General features: G+C 68.5%; 9 protein-coding genes. 3 read left to right on the top strand and 6 right to left on the bottom strand.

The genetic code is table 11. The features are described 5' to 3' along the window. Nucleotides 1-13 precede the first annotated feature (13 nt). The 5 genes from MTX35_RS20380 to MTX35_RS20360 all read right to left on the bottom strand — a co-directional run bounded on the left by MTX35_RS20380 (nucleotide 14) and on the right by MTX35_RS20360 (nucleotide 8,586). Nucleotides 14-1,312, bottom strand: coding sequence for a S1 family peptidase (locus tag MTX35_RS20380; RefSeq protein WP_243596709.1), 1,299 nt, complete (start codon nucleotides 1,310-1,312; stop codon nucleotides 14-16). A 75-nt stretch (nucleotides 1,313-1,387) separates the two neighbouring features. Continuing rightward, complete coding sequence (locus tag MTX35_RS20375) at nucleotides 1,388-3,043, bottom strand: Hsp70 family protein (protein WP_243596708.1); 1,656 nt, start codon at nucleotides 3,041-3,043, stop codon at nucleotides 1,388-1,390. Further along, the gene (locus MTX35_RS20370) at nucleotides 3,040-4,203 is read right to left on the bottom strand and encodes a hypothetical protein (RefSeq protein ID WP_243596707.1); all 1,164 of its coding nucleotides are present in this window, start codon (nucleotides 4,201-4,203) and stop codon (nucleotides 3,040-3,042) included. Before MTX35_RS20370 ends, MTX35_RS20375 begins: the two co-directional genes overlap by 4 nt. A 41-nt stretch (nucleotides 4,204-4,244) precedes the next feature. Further along, nucleotides 4,245-6,755: a helix-turn-helix transcriptional regulator gene (locus MTX35_RS26085; protein WP_243596706.1), complete on the bottom strand. Its 2,511-nt coding sequence runs from the start codon at nucleotides 6,753-6,755 to the stop codon at nucleotides 4,245-4,247. A gap of 7 nt (nucleotides 6,756-6,762) precedes the next feature. Further along, nucleotides 6,763-8,586 carry an Hsp70 family protein gene (locus MTX35_RS20360; protein ID WP_243596705.1) on the bottom strand — a complete coding sequence of 608 codons (1,824 nt, stop codon included), beginning with the start codon at nucleotides 8,584-8,586 and terminating at the stop codon, nucleotides 6,763-6,765. Nucleotides 8,587-8,796: 210 nt separating this feature from the next. On the opposite strand from MTX35_RS20360, the gene MTX35_RS25780 reads away from it, so the two are divergent. The 3 genes from MTX35_RS25780 (at nucleotide 8,797) to MTX35_RS20345 (ending at nucleotide 14,683) form a co-directional block, all read left to right on the top strand. Beyond that, nucleotides 8,797-11,268, top strand: a complete 2,472-nt coding sequence (locus MTX35_RS25780; protein ID WP_279396142.1) for an IniB N-terminal domain-containing protein — start codon at nucleotides 8,797-8,799, stop codon at nucleotides 11,266-11,268. A 149-nt stretch (nucleotides 11,269-11,417) separates the two neighbouring features. Continuing rightward, nucleotides 11,418-13,226 (top strand): dynamin family protein, encoded by a 1,809-nt coding sequence (locus MTX35_RS20350; RefSeq protein WP_243596704.1) that lies wholly within the window; start codon nucleotides 11,418-11,420, stop codon nucleotides 13,224-13,226. Next, complete coding sequence (locus tag MTX35_RS20345) at nucleotides 13,223-14,683, top strand: dynamin family protein (RefSeq protein ID WP_243596703.1); 1,461 nt, start codon at nucleotides 13,223-13,225, stop codon at nucleotides 14,681-14,683. The genes MTX35_RS20350 and MTX35_RS20345 overlap by 4 nt, the downstream gene beginning before the upstream one ends. Here MTX35_RS20345 and MTX35_RS20340 read toward each other — a convergent pair. After that, nucleotides 14,672-15,232, bottom strand: coding sequence for a hypothetical protein (locus MTX35_RS20340; protein WP_243596702.1), 561 nt, complete (start codon nucleotides 15,230-15,232; stop codon nucleotides 14,672-14,674). The two genes, MTX35_RS20345 and MTX35_RS20340, sit on opposite strands and share 12 nt — an antisense overlap. Nucleotides 15,233-15,237: the final 5 nt, after the last annotated feature.

Genomic DNA, 15,237 nt, shown 5'->3' with positions numbered 1-15,237 from the left:
CGGCGTACCCGGCTCACTCGGTTCGCAGCGTTGCTCCGGTTGCGCGGGTGACCTGGTCGATGGGAATGCCCAGGCTGGCGGTGCCGCCGTACTGCGCAAGCGCGAGGTTCGCCTCGTTGCAATCGGGTGCGCCGCCGCTGTTGGATCCGCTGGTGATGCCGAGTGCGAGTGTTCCGGTGACGATGGCTCCGCCGCTGTCGCCTGCGAGAGTGCATGCGGTGCTGGCGAATCCGCGAACGGTGCGGGACGTGCCGTCCTCCATGTAGAGCTGAGTCTCGACGCGATCGGCCGCAACCACTCCGCAGGTGAACGACGAGGACTGCCCGGACTTGCAGACCGGTGCTCCGATCACGGGAGCGGCGGTTCCGGTGACGGTGACCGTGCTGCCGTTGGCTCCACGGACGGTGGGACGGTCCAGTCCCGACGCCATGCCGGTGTCGTTGAGCGCGATGACCGACCAGTCCAGTCCGTCCTCCGCGCCCAGACTCGATCGGTCGAACGTTCCGATCTGTGTGCTGCGCGCGATGTCGGCCGCATCGGGAAGGTAGACCGGTGCGCCGCCGGACCCGGTGGCCTTGTTGGGATTGCAGTGGCCGGCAGTGAGATTGACGCCTTCACCGGCGGAGTCGACGGCATTGAAGCCGAACGAGCAGATGCTGATGTCGGTGGCCGGAGCGTCGGCGATGGGTCCGGTGGTGGTGACGTACGTGTCGCCGCCCATCGGAGTCGGGTCGACCGGCTTGTTCCCCCCGGGCGACAGAATGACCTTGATGTTCGCCAGCAGGGTCGGCAGATTCAGCGCGCTGCCGATCGGGCTGTTCACCAGATCGATGACGATCTGGTTGTCGATGAAGTCGATGGCCGCTCCGTTGATCTGCTCCGAGATCTCGCGAGGGAGACCGGCGATCCAACTGTTGAGGTCTGCCAGCGACTTCTCGAGTCCGTCGGCCGAGACCGGCGACTGCGCCGTGGCGTATCCGTCCTTGGCGACGGCCTGCGCGGCGGCAGGCGAGGTGACGGCGACAACGGCATTGCCGTCGGGTCCGATCCAGGCACCGGCGAAATCTGCGGGACGGCTGGCCCGGAAGTCCGATGCGTACGCGGACAGTTCCTGAGCGCGGGCAGCACGATCGAGATACTCCTGCGGGGAGATCTTCAGATCTCGTTGCACGGCCTCGACGAGCTCTCGGGGAAGCTGATCGGCGGCTGACTGGACGACAGGATCCGCTGCCGCTGTTCCGGAGAACGAAGCAAGAAGAACGAAAGCCGTCGAACACAGCACTGCGGTGCGCAGGGCCCCGGTGTTACGCATGAAATCCCTTCATCGGGTGCTTGGCATCAGCGACCCACCTTAGGGCATGAGGCGCACAATCAGTGTTCGCGCAGCTCAGGGCTCATCGGACTCTTCGGGCGGGGTGGTGGTCGTAGCCGCGGTCGTCGTGGTGACAGCCGTGGTCGTCGTCGTCTCGACCGGGGTGGTCGTCACCGGAGGCGTGGTGACCACAGGCGTGGTGGTGGGTACCACGGGCGGAGGAGCAGGAACCGGCGCGGGCGGCGGGGCGGGAAGGAGTGCGGGCGGGACGTACGGCGCGTTCGTCGGTTCGTCGACCACCTCCGGCACGACGACCGGCTCGACGGGCGTGGCGGTCGTGGTGGACGGCGCGCGAGTGGAGGTGACGATCACCGAGCCGGCATCGCTGACGGTCGGAGGCGTCGCGGCGGGAGCAGTACCGAACACTCCACTGACTGCCGCGATCGCGAGCACGATCACCACGCCTGCCGCTGCGCCGGCCACGATGGTGGCGATGGTTCGCGAACGCTCGCTGCGTTCTTTCTTCGCACCTACCGATGCGGCTGCCGCCGGGGCGTCGGGCACGTGACCGGTGCTCGACGCGGTGTCGTCGACCGGTTCGATCGGCTGGGAGCGCAGTTCGGAGGGGGCGAACACCGGAGCGACCGCCGGGATCGCCTCGGAGAAGGCGAGGGACGGCATCGGCGCGACGACCGGGATGGCGTCGGTGTCGAGGGATTCCGTGCCGTCGTTGCGGGTGACCGCCGGCGCAGCACCGGTCACAAGAGAGTTGCCGTCGACGTCGTCGATCTCGGCGAGCAGCAGTGCGCCGCGGGTGGCAGCCAGTGGTTGAACGAGGAGCAGGCCGGACGAGCGTTCGGCGATCTCGGTTGCCACCGACGGGAGTGCCGCGCTGCCGCCGGAAAGCACCACGGTGCCGGTCTGTGGCACGTCGAGCTCACGGAACGCCGGCGCGATCAGGGCGGCGAACTCGTCTCGCGTGATCGTCGTGGAGTGCGAGACACCGGGGAGATCGACCGAGATCGTGGCGGTCTCGTCCGTGCTCAGGGTCTGTTTGGCGGCCTCGCACGAGGCGACGACGCCTTCGAGTGCGGCCAGGACTGCCGCGTCGGACAGGTCGATGTGCTCGCGGTCGGTCACCACGTGATCGAAGAGTGCATCAGTGAAGACGTCTCCACCGACGGCGGTGGTGCGCACCGTCCCACCTCCCGGGTAGGTGGAGATGTCGGTGCCGGTAGCGCCGATGTCGACCACCGTGACCGTCGCTGCCGAGCTCGGCTGTGCGAACGCGCTGGCGGCTTTGGCGTCGGGCACCAGCGCGACCTCGGTGAGGCCCGCATGATCGAGGGCGTCACGCAGCAGGGCGACGCTCTCCCGCGGCCACCGCGTCGGGTAGGTCATGGTCGTGACGGGAGTGTCGCCCGACTCGGCCGAGATCCCAGCCTTCGCAGACGCCATCGTGACGAGGCAGTTGGCGGCGTTGGCCATGAGGTCCTCGGCGCGGTAGGCGTCGGCGTCGGGCTCGAGGTCCTCCTGTTGGCCCACGAGATTCACGAACCGGGTGAACGGGGCGGTGTCGGCGGGTTCACCGAGGTGGGCGCGGCCGTCCTCGTCGAATCGCAGGGTCGTCGGTAGAACGACAATCGTCGGTTCGTCCCCGTCGGAGGCGCGGTAGGCCGCGACGGACCTGGTGTTGCCCACGGTGATTCCGAGATGGCCGGCACCGCTCATGGAGTGTCCCCTGTCGATCGGTCGTTCGACGCCGAGTCGGAGGGTGTGCCGTTACGGGCCGCCGACTCCTGTTCGGATGGGGGCTCCTCGCCGGCCGGATCGGACTCGGGAGTCTCGCCGGATTCGTCGGCAGGCTCCTCGGACGGAGGATCCGTGTCCGGTTCGACCGGTTCGGCGACGACCGGCGGCTCCGCGGCGTCGGTGTCCTCGGGGGCCTCGATCGCGGGGCGCGTGTCGATCTCGGTCTCGGTCGGCTCGCTCCGCGGGCGGTCGGACGTTTCGGACGGGGTCGGCTCTGCCGTGGTGGTGGGCGCAGGCAGTGAAGCGACGGGAGCGATCTCGGCGGCCGGCTCGACGACGACGGTGGGGAAGTCGATCGGGCCACCCGACCCGGAGCCGATCGACGAGGTGGGCGGCACCACCTGAGCGTTGTCGACGGTGGGGACGGTGGTGTCGGTCGGCGTGCCGAGTTGCAGTGCGACGAGCGCGGCACCGACGGTCAACGCCGCAGCGAAGGCCGCCGCCGCGAACAGTGGGCGGCGGTCGGATCTCGCCGGTTTCACCACCGCAAAGCGTTCGGTGACGGCATCGACGGGGAACTCGGCGGCCAGAATGGCAGCGCCGCGCGCTGCGGCGACAGCAATGTCCTTCTTCTCCAGTGTCGCCCGTACCGACGCGTTCCAGGCGGCCAGCGCCTCCGCCTCGGCTACCAGCGAGACGTGGGCGAGCCCGTGCGCGTTCATCGCCGAACGCAGAGCGAACACCTGCTCGGCGGTCCACCGGGCCGGATAGGTCGCGGCCGCGGCGAGATCGGACGGCCGCAGATCGATCGACGACGCGACCTCGGTGAGCAGGCACAGCAGCGCCATCGATGTCAGTTGCTCGGCGGGGAAGACGGTGCCCTTGCTGCCGGTGACTCCCACGCCGTCGGCGAGGGAGTCGAGGAAATGTGTGTACGCCTCGGAGTCGGCATCGGGGGCATCGCCGAGGGAGACGGTGCCGTCGGGATGTGTGTTGAGCACGGTCGAGTGCAGCGACGCCAGGTGCAGAGACGGCCCGGGCGCTATCGGATGGGACACGGCGGCGACGGCGCGGTCGTCGTCCAGGTAGAGGCCGACATCCGGGGTGCCGATCTTCGCACTGCCGGGCTGCTCGGTCATGGGGAATTACCTGTTCTCGGATCGGGAGTGGTGCTCGGTCGTTATGTCGCTCCGGGGCCGCGCGCAGTTACACCGCCGACGGCTGCGCTGGTCGAGGCCCCGTACCCCATGGCGCGCAGCATCGAGATCAGCTCGGACCTCGACTCGGCACCGAGCCTGCGCCTGATGCGGGCCACGTGATGTTCGACGGTCTTCGGCGAGATGTAGAGCCGACTGCCGACCTCGCGATAGGCGACTCCGAGGACGAGCAGTTCGGCGACCTCGGCCTCGCGATCGCTCAGTGAACCCGTCGGCTGCGGCGTCGATCCCTGAGTGTCGCGTTGACTCGAGCTGGGCTGGCGCAACGACCTGGCGATGTGCAGCAGGGAGGTGGCCGTTGCGGTGTCGGTGACGGTCAGTGCGGCCTCGCTGGCCAGCCGAGCTCCATCCCAGGGCAGACCGAATGCGGTGAGCGTGCGCGCCGAATTCTCCACGTCGGTGGCGTCGGGTCGGCCCTGCAACACCCCGAGCCAGGCCCGGCCGGCCGCGGCGAGTGCGGCGCTGTACGGGTGGGTGGGAGCGGCAGTGGCAAGAGCCTTGGCATGCGGCACCAGCGCGTCGGGAGTCTGCGCCACGATGGCCGCCTGAACCTGATACCAATGCAGCGCCGATGCCCAGACGGGCGGTTCGCCGAGCGCCGCGAGTAGGTCGGTGGCCTGTGCCACCAGATGTTCGACGCGGTCGACCTGGCCGAGACGGGTTGCCGCCAAGAGCAATTCGCCCAGGGGCAGCAGCGCGAACAGGTCGGTGGAGTACTCGGCGATCACGTTCTGCGCCTGGGTCCACGCTGTGATCAGCGAACCTGCGTCACCGGAGCGACGGGCCAGTCCCACCCGAATCGCCTGCAGGAACAGCTGATTGCGTACGTGCGACGCCGGAATCCGCAACGCCTCGATCGCTGCCCCAGCATCGGCCGTATCTCCCCGAAGCATCGACGCCCAGGCTCCGACGAGGCTCAGCCTGGTGTGTGCCTCGGATCCTGGACGGTGCTCGGGCAATGCTCTGGTCACGATGGAATCGACCCGAGACAGGTCTCCGCAGTGCATCGCGTGCAGGGCAGCGATCGCAGCGGGAGTGTCCGGGGTGCACGCGCGATCGGACACAGTGCCCGTCAACGCTATTGCGCGCATCAGAGAATTCGCAGCGGCACCGGATGCGGCCGGACTCCGCGAATCGATCGACCCGATGACCCCGGTTGCGAGCAGGGTGCCCGACGCGGTGCTCGACGTCGGTGCGAGAGCGGACACGGCAGCCATGGACCGGTCGGCGGCGCTGCGATCACCGGCGGCCGCGGCGGAGAGGGCGGCCCACACCGCGTCGGGGCCGAGTCGATCCTCGCCGAGCCAGGAGAACAATTGTGCACTGCGCGAGGCCATTCCACGTTGCGCGGCAATCGACGCCGAAACCCGAACCGCTGTCCGCAGATGCGTCGCCTCGCACCCGGCGGCGCTGTCGAGAACCACATCGGCGTAGCGACCGGCCCCGTCCAGATCCCCGGTGGCAGCCGCGACCTCGGACCTGCGGGCAGCCAGCGCCGACGAATCGAAGCCCGCGTCGACGGCCGCGTCGTACAGGGCACCGGCGATATCGACCGGAGCCGAATCGGCTTGCTGGACAAGGAGATCGGCGAGCCCGGCGTGAACGACGCTGCGCTCTGCCAACGCACGTGCGGCGGTGGCGTCGAGCAGGCGGGATCGGACGGCGACGTCGGTGATGGTCGAGAGCAGGACGCGGCAGCGCCCCTCGCCGATCGCCTCGGTCAGAGGGGCCTCGGCGGACGGGATCAACGTGCCCGCGGTGTCGAGCATGCCGGAGCTGCGGGCCAGGTCGACGACGGATTCGACGTCGCTGGCGCGGGCGACAATCTGCGCGGCCGACGCGGGGTCGGGGGTGATGCCGAATCGCGCCGCGAGCAGCAGTGCCCGGGTGTCGTCGGTGGCCTCGACCAGCATCCGACGGTGCTGTTCAGCAACGGATTCCGCGACGGCACGCAGCGGTGCCGGATCGGATCGATCGCCGCCGAGCGCACCGAGGGCCGCGTCGACGGCGGCGAGTACTCCGCCGGTCGACTTGACGATGGCACCGGCGAGCGACGCCGACACGGGCCGGGCCGTGGCCGCCGCCCGCACCGATACGGCCGCCTTGTCCAGTGGAACCAGCGTCAGACGATTGGAACCGGCAGAGGAGACCAGCTTCTCGATGCGTGAATCGAAACTGCGCGGCGCGGTGGCGACGATCAGGGTCATGTCCGATCGTGTTGCAGCCGCGGCAATCTCGTCGAGTCGCTGCTCCGGCGACAGGTGCGCGTCGTCGACGAGAACCGTAGAGCCGGACGGCGCGTCGGCGATGGTGCCCGTGTACGCCTCCACCGACGCCGCAATCGCGTCGAGCACGGCGGATCGACCGGAGCCGTTCACTCCGACGACCACGTGCAACCCGTTGGTGGTCAGCGCATCACGGACGAAGCGATCGGCGCGCTCGACGCCGACGAGCCAGGAGCAGGTGCTGGTCACGGGCGACCTATCGGCCGGTCAGACCGCCGAGGGCTCCGCCGAGCCCGTCAGTGACTCCTCCGGTGATGCCACCCACCGCCTGCCCGGTGTCACCGACCACGCCGCCCAATCCCCGGCCGACATCGCCGATGGTGGGGCCTTGGTAACTGGGCACCGGCACGCTCGGAGCCTGCGGAACCTGCGGCACCTGCACGGCCGGTGGCTGGTAGTTGGGGACCGTCGGGACATTGGCGGGCGGGATGGTCGGCACGGTGGCCGCGCCGTTGCCTGCCGGTGCCGGGGCCGGGGCGGGGGCTCCCGCAACCGGTGCGCCGGTCACCGGGTCGATCTGTGTCACGGAGCCATCGGAGTTGACGACCGTGGTGGGGGCACCCTCGGATCCGGTTGCCGCAGCGCCGTTCTCGCCGGTGGTCGCCGTCGTCGCTCCGACGTCCGCCACCGTCGCAGTGGTTCCCGGTGTCTCGGTGCTCGAGATCGAGGTCTCCGCATTGGTTTCGGCGGGTGCGGTGTTGTCGGAGGTCAACGCCGTGCCCACCGACAGGCCGCCGCCGGCGAGCAGTGCGAGAGCGACGACGGACCCGGCCACGATGCCTGCCTTCTTGCGACCGGACATGCCCGAGTCCGAATCGACGGCGGTGGGCGTCGGTGCGGGGCGGGGAGTGGGGCGAGGCGTCGGGGCGGCTGCCGCGGCGGACGCCACTGCCATGGTGGGCACCGCAGCCAACGCGGCGGCGTTGTCGGCGGCCGTCGCGTCGGCGATATCGCTGCCGAGAATTGCGGCACCGACCGCGACGGTCAGTTCGGGGCGAGGTCCGGCCACCACGGGTGCCCGCAGTTCGGACGACATGAGCTCGGCGACGAGCGGAATGGCCGAGCTACCGCCGACGAGTACCACCTGATCGATATCGGTGACGTCGAGGCCCGCGGCCGTGACGGCGTCGCGCACCGTTCCGATGGATCCCAGTAGCGATGCGCGCACCAGTTCTTCGAGCTCGGAGCGCACCAGACGGACCTCGGTGTGCAGCCCCGGCAGGTCGACCGTCAGCGACGTCGACGTGTCGTAGGAGAGCTGCTCCTTCGCCTCGCCGCAGCGAGCCCGAAGTTCCACGAGTGCGCCGACGGTATCGGGGTCGAAAGGGTCGAACTCGAACGACTGGCTACCCGAGACGGTGTCGAGGACGTACTGCATGATCGCGTGATCGAACTGCGCTCCGCCGAACTCCTGGGAGTGGACACCGGTGCCGATGACGCCTGCGTCGGAGCCGGTACGCATCAGCGTGACGTCCAGAGCGCTCGCACCGAGGTCGTAGATCACGGCGAGGCCGTCGGCCTGCGGTCCGCGTGTGACCTCGAGCCACCGCATCGTGGCGACGGACTCGGGAACCAGAGTGACGTCGGTGAGCCCGGCACGGTCCAATGCCTCACCGAGAACCTCGGCGGTGTACGCGTTCCAGCGAGTGGGGTGCGTGACGACGACGGTGGGAGCCGACTCGGTTCCGGCGGACGCCTCGGCAACCAGTGCGCGAGTGGCGGTGGCGTAGAGGTCCTCGGCGCGATGACTGCGGCCGTCGTCGTCGATCAGTTCCACCGGATCGCCCACCCGATCGGCGAACCCACCGATCAGATGCCGCGTCGAACGGTCCCACAGCTCGGCCAAGCTCGGGGCGGCACCTGGACGCAGGTCGAGCGCAGAACGCTTGGCCACCGAGGTGACGGGATCGGTGTCCAATGCCGCCACTGCGGTCACCGAGCCGATACGTATGCCGAGCCCTGCGTTCATGGTCGTGTCGCCGCCTTCGTCTCGCTCTGCCGTCAGTCGTACTGCCGTCACTGGCACTGTCGACAGAAGCTATCTGTTCGTTACGTCTCACAGCAGGTTAGAGCGCATAACGAGTGAAATCCCCTAAAGGGCCCATATCCCCTAACCGAAGTTCCCTGGCAACCCCCGGGGGACTGGGGGGATCGGCCCCGTTGGGCGGGGGCTCCGCGATGCATAGCTTTGTGATCAACCACGAAGTACCACTCGTCAAGGAGACCCACGATGGCTACCAACGCCGTACTCGATTTCATCCTCAGCCTGCTGCGCGACGACCAGGCCGCCGCTGCGTACTGCGCCAACCCCGAGATGACGTTGGCCGCTGCCGGCCTCGGTGACGTCACCCATGCCGACATCGTCGCCGTGGCACCGCTGGTCGCCGAATCGGGACTGTTCGCCGGAGCCGGCAGCCAGCTCTCGGCCATCCTGGGCGCAGGCGGATCGGAAGGCCTCGACGGCGCACTCGCCGGTGGAGCGAGCCTCGGCGGCGGATTGTCGGCCGGTCTCGGACTGGCTGCAGGCGCCGTCGCCGGCGGCGGACTCGCTGCAGGCGGCAGCCTGACCGGTGGAATCGACGTCACGGGTGAGATCGCTGCATCCCTGCAGGCTGCCCTCGCTGCGGCGTTGGCCGTCGGCGGTCAGATCGGACTCGAGCTCGGCACCGCATTCGGCGGCGCACTGGACGCTCTCATCGGTGCAGGCGCGGGCGTCGGCGGCGGCCTGGATCTCGATCTCGACGGTCTGCTCGGCGGCACCGTCGGACTCGGCGCTGCACTGACCGGACTGATCGGTGCAGGCGCAGGCATCGGCGGCGAGATCAGCGGAGACATCGCGGCACAGCTTCAGGCAGCCCTCGACGCGGCACTCGGTGCGACCGGTGCCGTCGACCTCGGCGCGTTGGCCGACATCCAGGGTGGCCTGTCCGGCGCACTCGGCGCGATCTTCGGCGTCGGCGGAACGGTCGGAGCCGAGCTCGGCACCGCTCTCGGCGGAGCCTTCGACGCCGTCCTCGGTGCCGGAGCCGGACTCGACCTCGCAGGTGACCTGGGTGCCGCTCTGACCGCGGGCATCGGCGGCGCACTTGCCGGCCTCGGCACCGTCGGAGCAGATCTCACCACCGATGTCGGTGCAGCACTGGACGGAGCACTCGGTGCCGGTGGCGCGCTGGTCGGCGACATCGCCGGTGGCGTCGGAGCCAGCCTCGGCGGACTCTTCGCAGCAGACGGTGCCATCGCGGGATCCATCGGAACCGCACTCGGAGCCGTCCTGGACGCCGGAGCGCTCGCCGACCTCGACGTCGACGCCCTGCTGGCCGCAGGCGGCAACATCGGCGCCGTCGTCGGCGGTGCACTGGGAACTGCACTCGACCTCGACACCAGCGCGATCGGCAGCCTCACCGCGGCGCTCGATACCGCACTCGACGGTGCGATCGGAGCGGGCGCAGGAATCGGCGCAGGAATCGGCGGCGGACTTGTCGGCGGACTCGAAGGCGGAGTTGCCGGCGGCCTCGAAGGCCTCCTCGGAACGGCGTTCGGCGTCGGTGGAACAGCCGGAGCCCAGCTCGGTACCGCCCTCGAATCCGTACTCGACACCAGCGCAGCCCTCGACCTCGGAGCCGCACTCGGTGCCGGAGCCGACCTCAGCGCAGGACTCGTCGGAGCGATCGACACCGCGGTTGCTGCCGGAGCCGACCTCTCGGGAACCGTCGAAGCAGCACTCGGCGGACTCGGCGGAGTGGGTGCAGGCCTCACCGGAGGACTGGCCGGACTCGGAAACGTCGGTGCTGATCTGACCGGTGGTCTCGCGGCTGTCGGAAATGTGGGTTCTGAACTGACCGGTGGTCTCGCGGCTGTCGGAAACGTGGGTGCCGATCTGACCGGTGGTCTCGCGGCTGTCGGAAATGTGGGTGCTGATCTGACCGGTGGCCTGGAGGCTGTCGGAAATGTGGGTGCAGGCGTCACCGGCGGACTCGCCGGTGTGGGTGAGGCTGGTGCCGGTCTGACCGGTGGGCTGGCCGGACTCGGCAGCCTCGGCGGCGGTATCGCAGGCGGAGTCGCTGGCGGCGTCGATGCAGCGGCGTCGGCCGGGGCCGGACTCGAAGGAGCCGTCACCGGCGCTGTGAGCGGCGGAATCGACGCGGCAGCGTCGGCAGGCGCAGGACTCGAAGGTGTCGCAGACACTGCAGGTTCGGTGGCCGGTGGCATCGAAGGTACCGCTGGCGGAGTCGTCGATGCGGGAACCTCCGTCGGTGGAGAGATCGCCTCGAACGTCGGTGCCGGGCTGGACGCCGGTGCCTCGGTCGGAGGCGGCGTCGCGTCCACTGTGGGTGCGGGTTTGGATGCTGGTGTGGACGCTGCGGCTTCCGCGGGCGGCGAGTTTGACTCCGCCGCAGAGATCGGCGGCCAGGCCGCGGGCAGCCTCACCGGTGGTCTGCAGTCGGGTGCCGAAGGGCTGATCGACGCCGGCGGCAGCCTGTCCAGCGCTGCGTCGGGATCGTTCGAGCAGTCGAGCTCGTTCGATTCCTCGGCGACGGCGTCCGGTAGCGGCTGGTCGAGCGTCGACTCGGACGTCTTCGGTCAGGGCGAGACCGACTCGAGCCTGTTCAGCGAGTCGAGCCTGCACGGTTCGGTGGATTCGGCAGCGGACTCGCTCGGCAACGTCACCGTCGATCACGACTTCGACCCCACGCAGCCCTGATCCTCTCGCCTGAGGGCGGGCATTGATGCGACTCGGCCCCGAGTGTTCACCGGCACTCGGGGCCGAGTCGTCGCTAGAGTTCGTTCCTGGGCGCGAGAGTGGAGCCTGGTACTGCGGAAGTCGACGAGAATGGTTGTGAACACAAGCGTATGGACGGGCAATCTACGGAGCTGGCCGAGCTGCTGAGCCGTACTGCGGCGGCGGCGACAACAGCGGGAAGATCCGACCTGGTGGATCGAGCCGAGGCCGCGCGGTCGCGAGTCCTGGATCCACGTCGACGCATCATCGTGGTCGGACCGCTCAAGCAGGGCAAGAGCCAGTTCGTCAATTCACTGCTCAATCTGACGGTGTGCTCGGTCGGCGACGACGAGACCACCGCAATTCCGACAGTGGTGTCCAACTCCGAGAGTCTCTCCGCGCAGCTCGTACTCGCGGATCCGGGCAACGAGCCCATCCGAGTGGACGTTCCGCCCGAGGAGATCACGACGATCACCCCGGCGAGCCCACGCGCCCAGGGCCGAGAAGTGCTGCGCCTGGACATCGGGGTAGCGAGTCCGCTGCTCGCGGACGGTCTGGTGTTGGTCGATACCCCCGGGGTCGGCGGCCACTCGAATCCACACGCGGCAGGCACTCTGGGGCTGATTCCGTCGGCGGACGCCGTGCTCGTGGTGTCCGACGCCTCGCGCGAATTCACCGAGCCGGAGCTGTCGTTTCTTCGACAGGTGCAGGGATTGTGCCCGGCCGTGGCCGTACTGATCACCAAGATCGATCTGTATCCGCACTGGCGGCAGATCGTGGAGGCCAACCGTGGTCACCTCGATCGCGCGGGCATCGACGTGCAGATGTTGCCGGTGTCGTCCCTGTTGCGTTCGCACGCACTGCGTTTGAACGACGAGGAGCTCAATGCCGAGTCCGGTTTCCAGCAGCTCTACGCGTTCTTGCGCGACGACGTCGTGGCGCGGGCGGATGTCCTGGCGCGCTCGTCGGTCTCGCTCGATGTCCGATCGGTCACCGAACATCTGACACTGTCGTTGGGCAGTGAGCTTGCGGCACTGAAGGATCCGGAGCGTGCGGCGGCAGCAGTGGCCGGGCTGCAACGTGCCAAGTCCGCTGCCGAGGATCTGCACAAGCGTTCGTCGCAGTGGCAGCAGACGCTCGGTGACGGTATCGCCGATCTCGCGTCGGACATCGATCACGATTTGCGAGACCGGTTGCGTCGCGTCACCCGCGAAGCGGAAGAAACCGTCGACGAAGGCGACCCCGGCAAGGATTGGCCGCAACTCGGCGAATGGCTCGAGGAGCAGATCGCCGCGTCGGTGGGCGACAATTTCGTGTGGGCTCACGAACGGGCACTGTGGCTTTCGGAATTGGTGGCCGAGCACTTCGCCTCCTCCGGAGCGGCAGCGCTGCCCGATCTCGATCTCGGCGATCTGGAGAACGTCCTCGACCCCGTGTCGTCGTTGGCCGATCTCGAATCGGGTCGCGTCGGGATCACCCAGAAGGTTCTCGTGGGAATGCGCGGGTCCTACGGCGGTGTACTGATGTTCGGTCTGATCACCACGTTCGTCGGGTTGAGCCTGCTCAACCCGATCTCCATCGGCGCGGGAGTGTTGCTCGGTACCAAGGCGTACAAGGAGGACAAGGAAAACCGGATCAAGGCGCGTCGATCCGAGGCGAAGATGGCGATCCGCCGTTTCACCGACGACGTCAGTTTTCAGGTGGGCAAGGAGTCCAAGGACCGACTGCGGCAGATCCAGCGCGTGCTGCGTGATCACTTCACCTCGATCGCCGAGCAGACGCTGCGTTCGCTCAACGAGTCATTGCGCTCGGCGCAGGAGGCGGCCGCGGCAGACAACACCGACCGTACCGCTCGCATCGCTGCGCTCGAGAACGAGATGCGCGTGGTGGCCGAATTGAATTCTCGGGCAGCAGCTCTCGTCAAGGACATCGCCGTATGAGCGTGGCGGCTCTCGCCCGGGCACGAGAACTGGTTTCAGCGGCACGCTCGACGTACTCCGGTGACGCCGAGGCGTCGTGGATGCTCGACGAATGCCTGTATCGCCTGGACGAGCCGCTGCGGGTGGCTCTCGCGGGATCACTGAAGGCCGGCAAGTCCACGCTGCTCAATTCTCTTGTGGGGCAGGACATTGCCCCTACCGACGCGACCGAGTGCACCAAGGTCGTCACGTGGTACCGCAACGGCGTCACTCCTGCCGTCACGGCCTGGTACGACGGCGATCGAGCCGCGAACGTCCCGGTCCAGCGACGGGAAGGCCGATTGACGTTCGACCTCGGGTCCCTGACGGCCGCGCAGGTCGACCGACTCGATGTCGAATGGCCGGCGAGCGCGTTGGCGCAGACGACGATCATCGACACCCCCGGTACCTCCTCACTGTCGCGAGACGTCTCGGCGCGCACGTTGGCGATGCTCACTCCCGAGAACTCGTCCTCGGGTGCCGACGCCGTCGTCTATCTGCTGCGCACCCTCAATGCGACGGACGTGTCGTTTCTCGGGCAGATCGGCGCGCATGTGGGCGGTGACTCGGGCCCACTCGGGGTGATCGGCGTCGTCTCGCGGGCCGACGAGGTGGGCTCGGGCCGGATGGACGCGATGATGTCGGCGAAAGAGGTCGCCGCGCGTTTCGCCTCCGAACTCGAGGCCACCGGCCTGTGTCAGGCGGTGGTTCCGGTTGCGGGGCTGCTGGCACTCGGTGCGGAAACGTTGCGGCAGAACGAGTTCGCGGCGTTCGAGACGCTGGCTACCGTGCCGACCGAGGACCTGCAGTTGGCGATGCTCTCGGCCGACCGCTTCGTGCGAGCGGAGAGCACGCTACCGGTCGATGCATCGCTGCGGGCCAGCATCGTCGACCGTTTCGGGTTGTTCGGTATTCGGATGGCAGTGACGTTGATTCGGCTGGGTGTGCGCGATTCGCCCACGCTGGCTGCAGATCTGGTCGAGCGCAGCGGCTTGAGCGAACTCCGCTCGGTGATCGACGTGCAGTTCGGTCAACGTGCCGATCAGCTGAAGTTGCATTCGGCACTGGTTGCGCTGCAACGAATCCTGGAGTTCAGACCGGAATCGCACGCCCTGCGCACCGAGGCCGGGCGGATGCTGGCCGACGTGCACGGATTCGCGGAACTACGTTTGTTGGGCCGATTGCGTTCCACCACACCGAAACTCCCCGACGGCGGACTGCTCGAGCTGCAGCGCATCATCGGCGGTTTCGGCATCGCCGCCACCGAGCGCCTCGATCTGCCGCCCGACGCCGGGCGCGCGCAGCAGCGCGATACCGCCCTGGCAGCCGTACACAAGTGGCGAGCACTGTCCGAGCATCCACTGCTGGATCGGTTCACCTCGACCTCGTGCGCCCTGGCTGCCCGCAGCGCCGAAGGGATACTCGCCTCACTGGCCTGAGGATGCCCGGGGAAGGAGAGCGACGATCGTCGCGGCGGCCGCGGTGCCCGCCACGACGAAGGGTCCCCACTGAAGGACGCCGCCGAGCAGTGCGGAGGCGTCGGACACGAAGGGCGAGAACGTCACTGCCGCTCCGATGGTGAGGAGTCCGACCGCGCCCATCAGAACCTTCGACGACATCGCTGCATTGCGCAACAGATTCAGTGCGACGAAGCCGAGCAACACGAGGACCGCCGCTGCGGCCCCGCTGGACAGTAACGTGGCCGACGCGGTGTTGCGGACATCGGCGGCACTGGCCGTCGAATCCTGCTGTGACACTGCGGTTTCGACACCGGAAAGCACGGACTTCCAATTCAGTGCGACGATGCCGGCCAATGCGAGCACCAACACCGCCGTCAGAACCCACAGAGCGCTCGCGACCTTCGGCCGGACCGAGCGGGTTGGCTCCTGACGTGGCCGAAGAGGCTCGACGGAAACATCCGGCCGCGGGGGTTGCGGACGCGGCGGGACGGGCCTCCGCGATGTCGGGTCGTTCTGTTCTTCGGCCACGATGC

The organism is Rhodococcus sp. ARC_M12, assembly GCF_022810385.1.
Lineage (GTDB): Bacteria > Actinomycetota > Actinomycetes > Mycobacteriales > Mycobacteriaceae > Rhodococcoides > Rhodococcoides navarretei.
This window is presented reverse-complemented; position numbering and strand designations above follow the sequence as displayed.

Bases quoted from the DNA above. Each gene is read 5' to 3' on its own strand.
- MTX35_RS20380 (WP_243596709.1), bottom strand. From the start codon at position 1,312: ATGCGTAACACCGGGGCCCTGCGCACCGCAGTGCTGTGTTCGACGGCT.
- MTX35_RS20375 (WP_243596708.1), bottom strand. From the start codon at position 3,043: ATGAGCGGTGCCGGCCATCTCGGAATCACCGTGGGCAACACCAGGTCC.
- MTX35_RS20370 (WP_243596707.1), bottom strand. From the start codon at position 4,203: ATGACCGAGCAGCCCGGCAGTGCGAAGATCGGCACCCCGGATGTCGGC.
- MTX35_RS25780 (WP_279396142.1), top strand. From the start codon at position 8,797: ATGGCTACCAACGCCGTACTCGATTTCATCCTCAGCCTGCTGCGCGAC.
- MTX35_RS20350 (WP_243596704.1), top strand. From the start codon at position 11,418: ATGGACGGGCAATCTACGGAGCTGGCCGAGCTGCTGAGCCGTACTGCG.
- MTX35_RS20345 (WP_243596703.1), top strand. From the start codon at position 13,223: ATGAGCGTGGCGGCTCTCGCCCGGGCACGAGAACTGGTTTCAGCGGCA.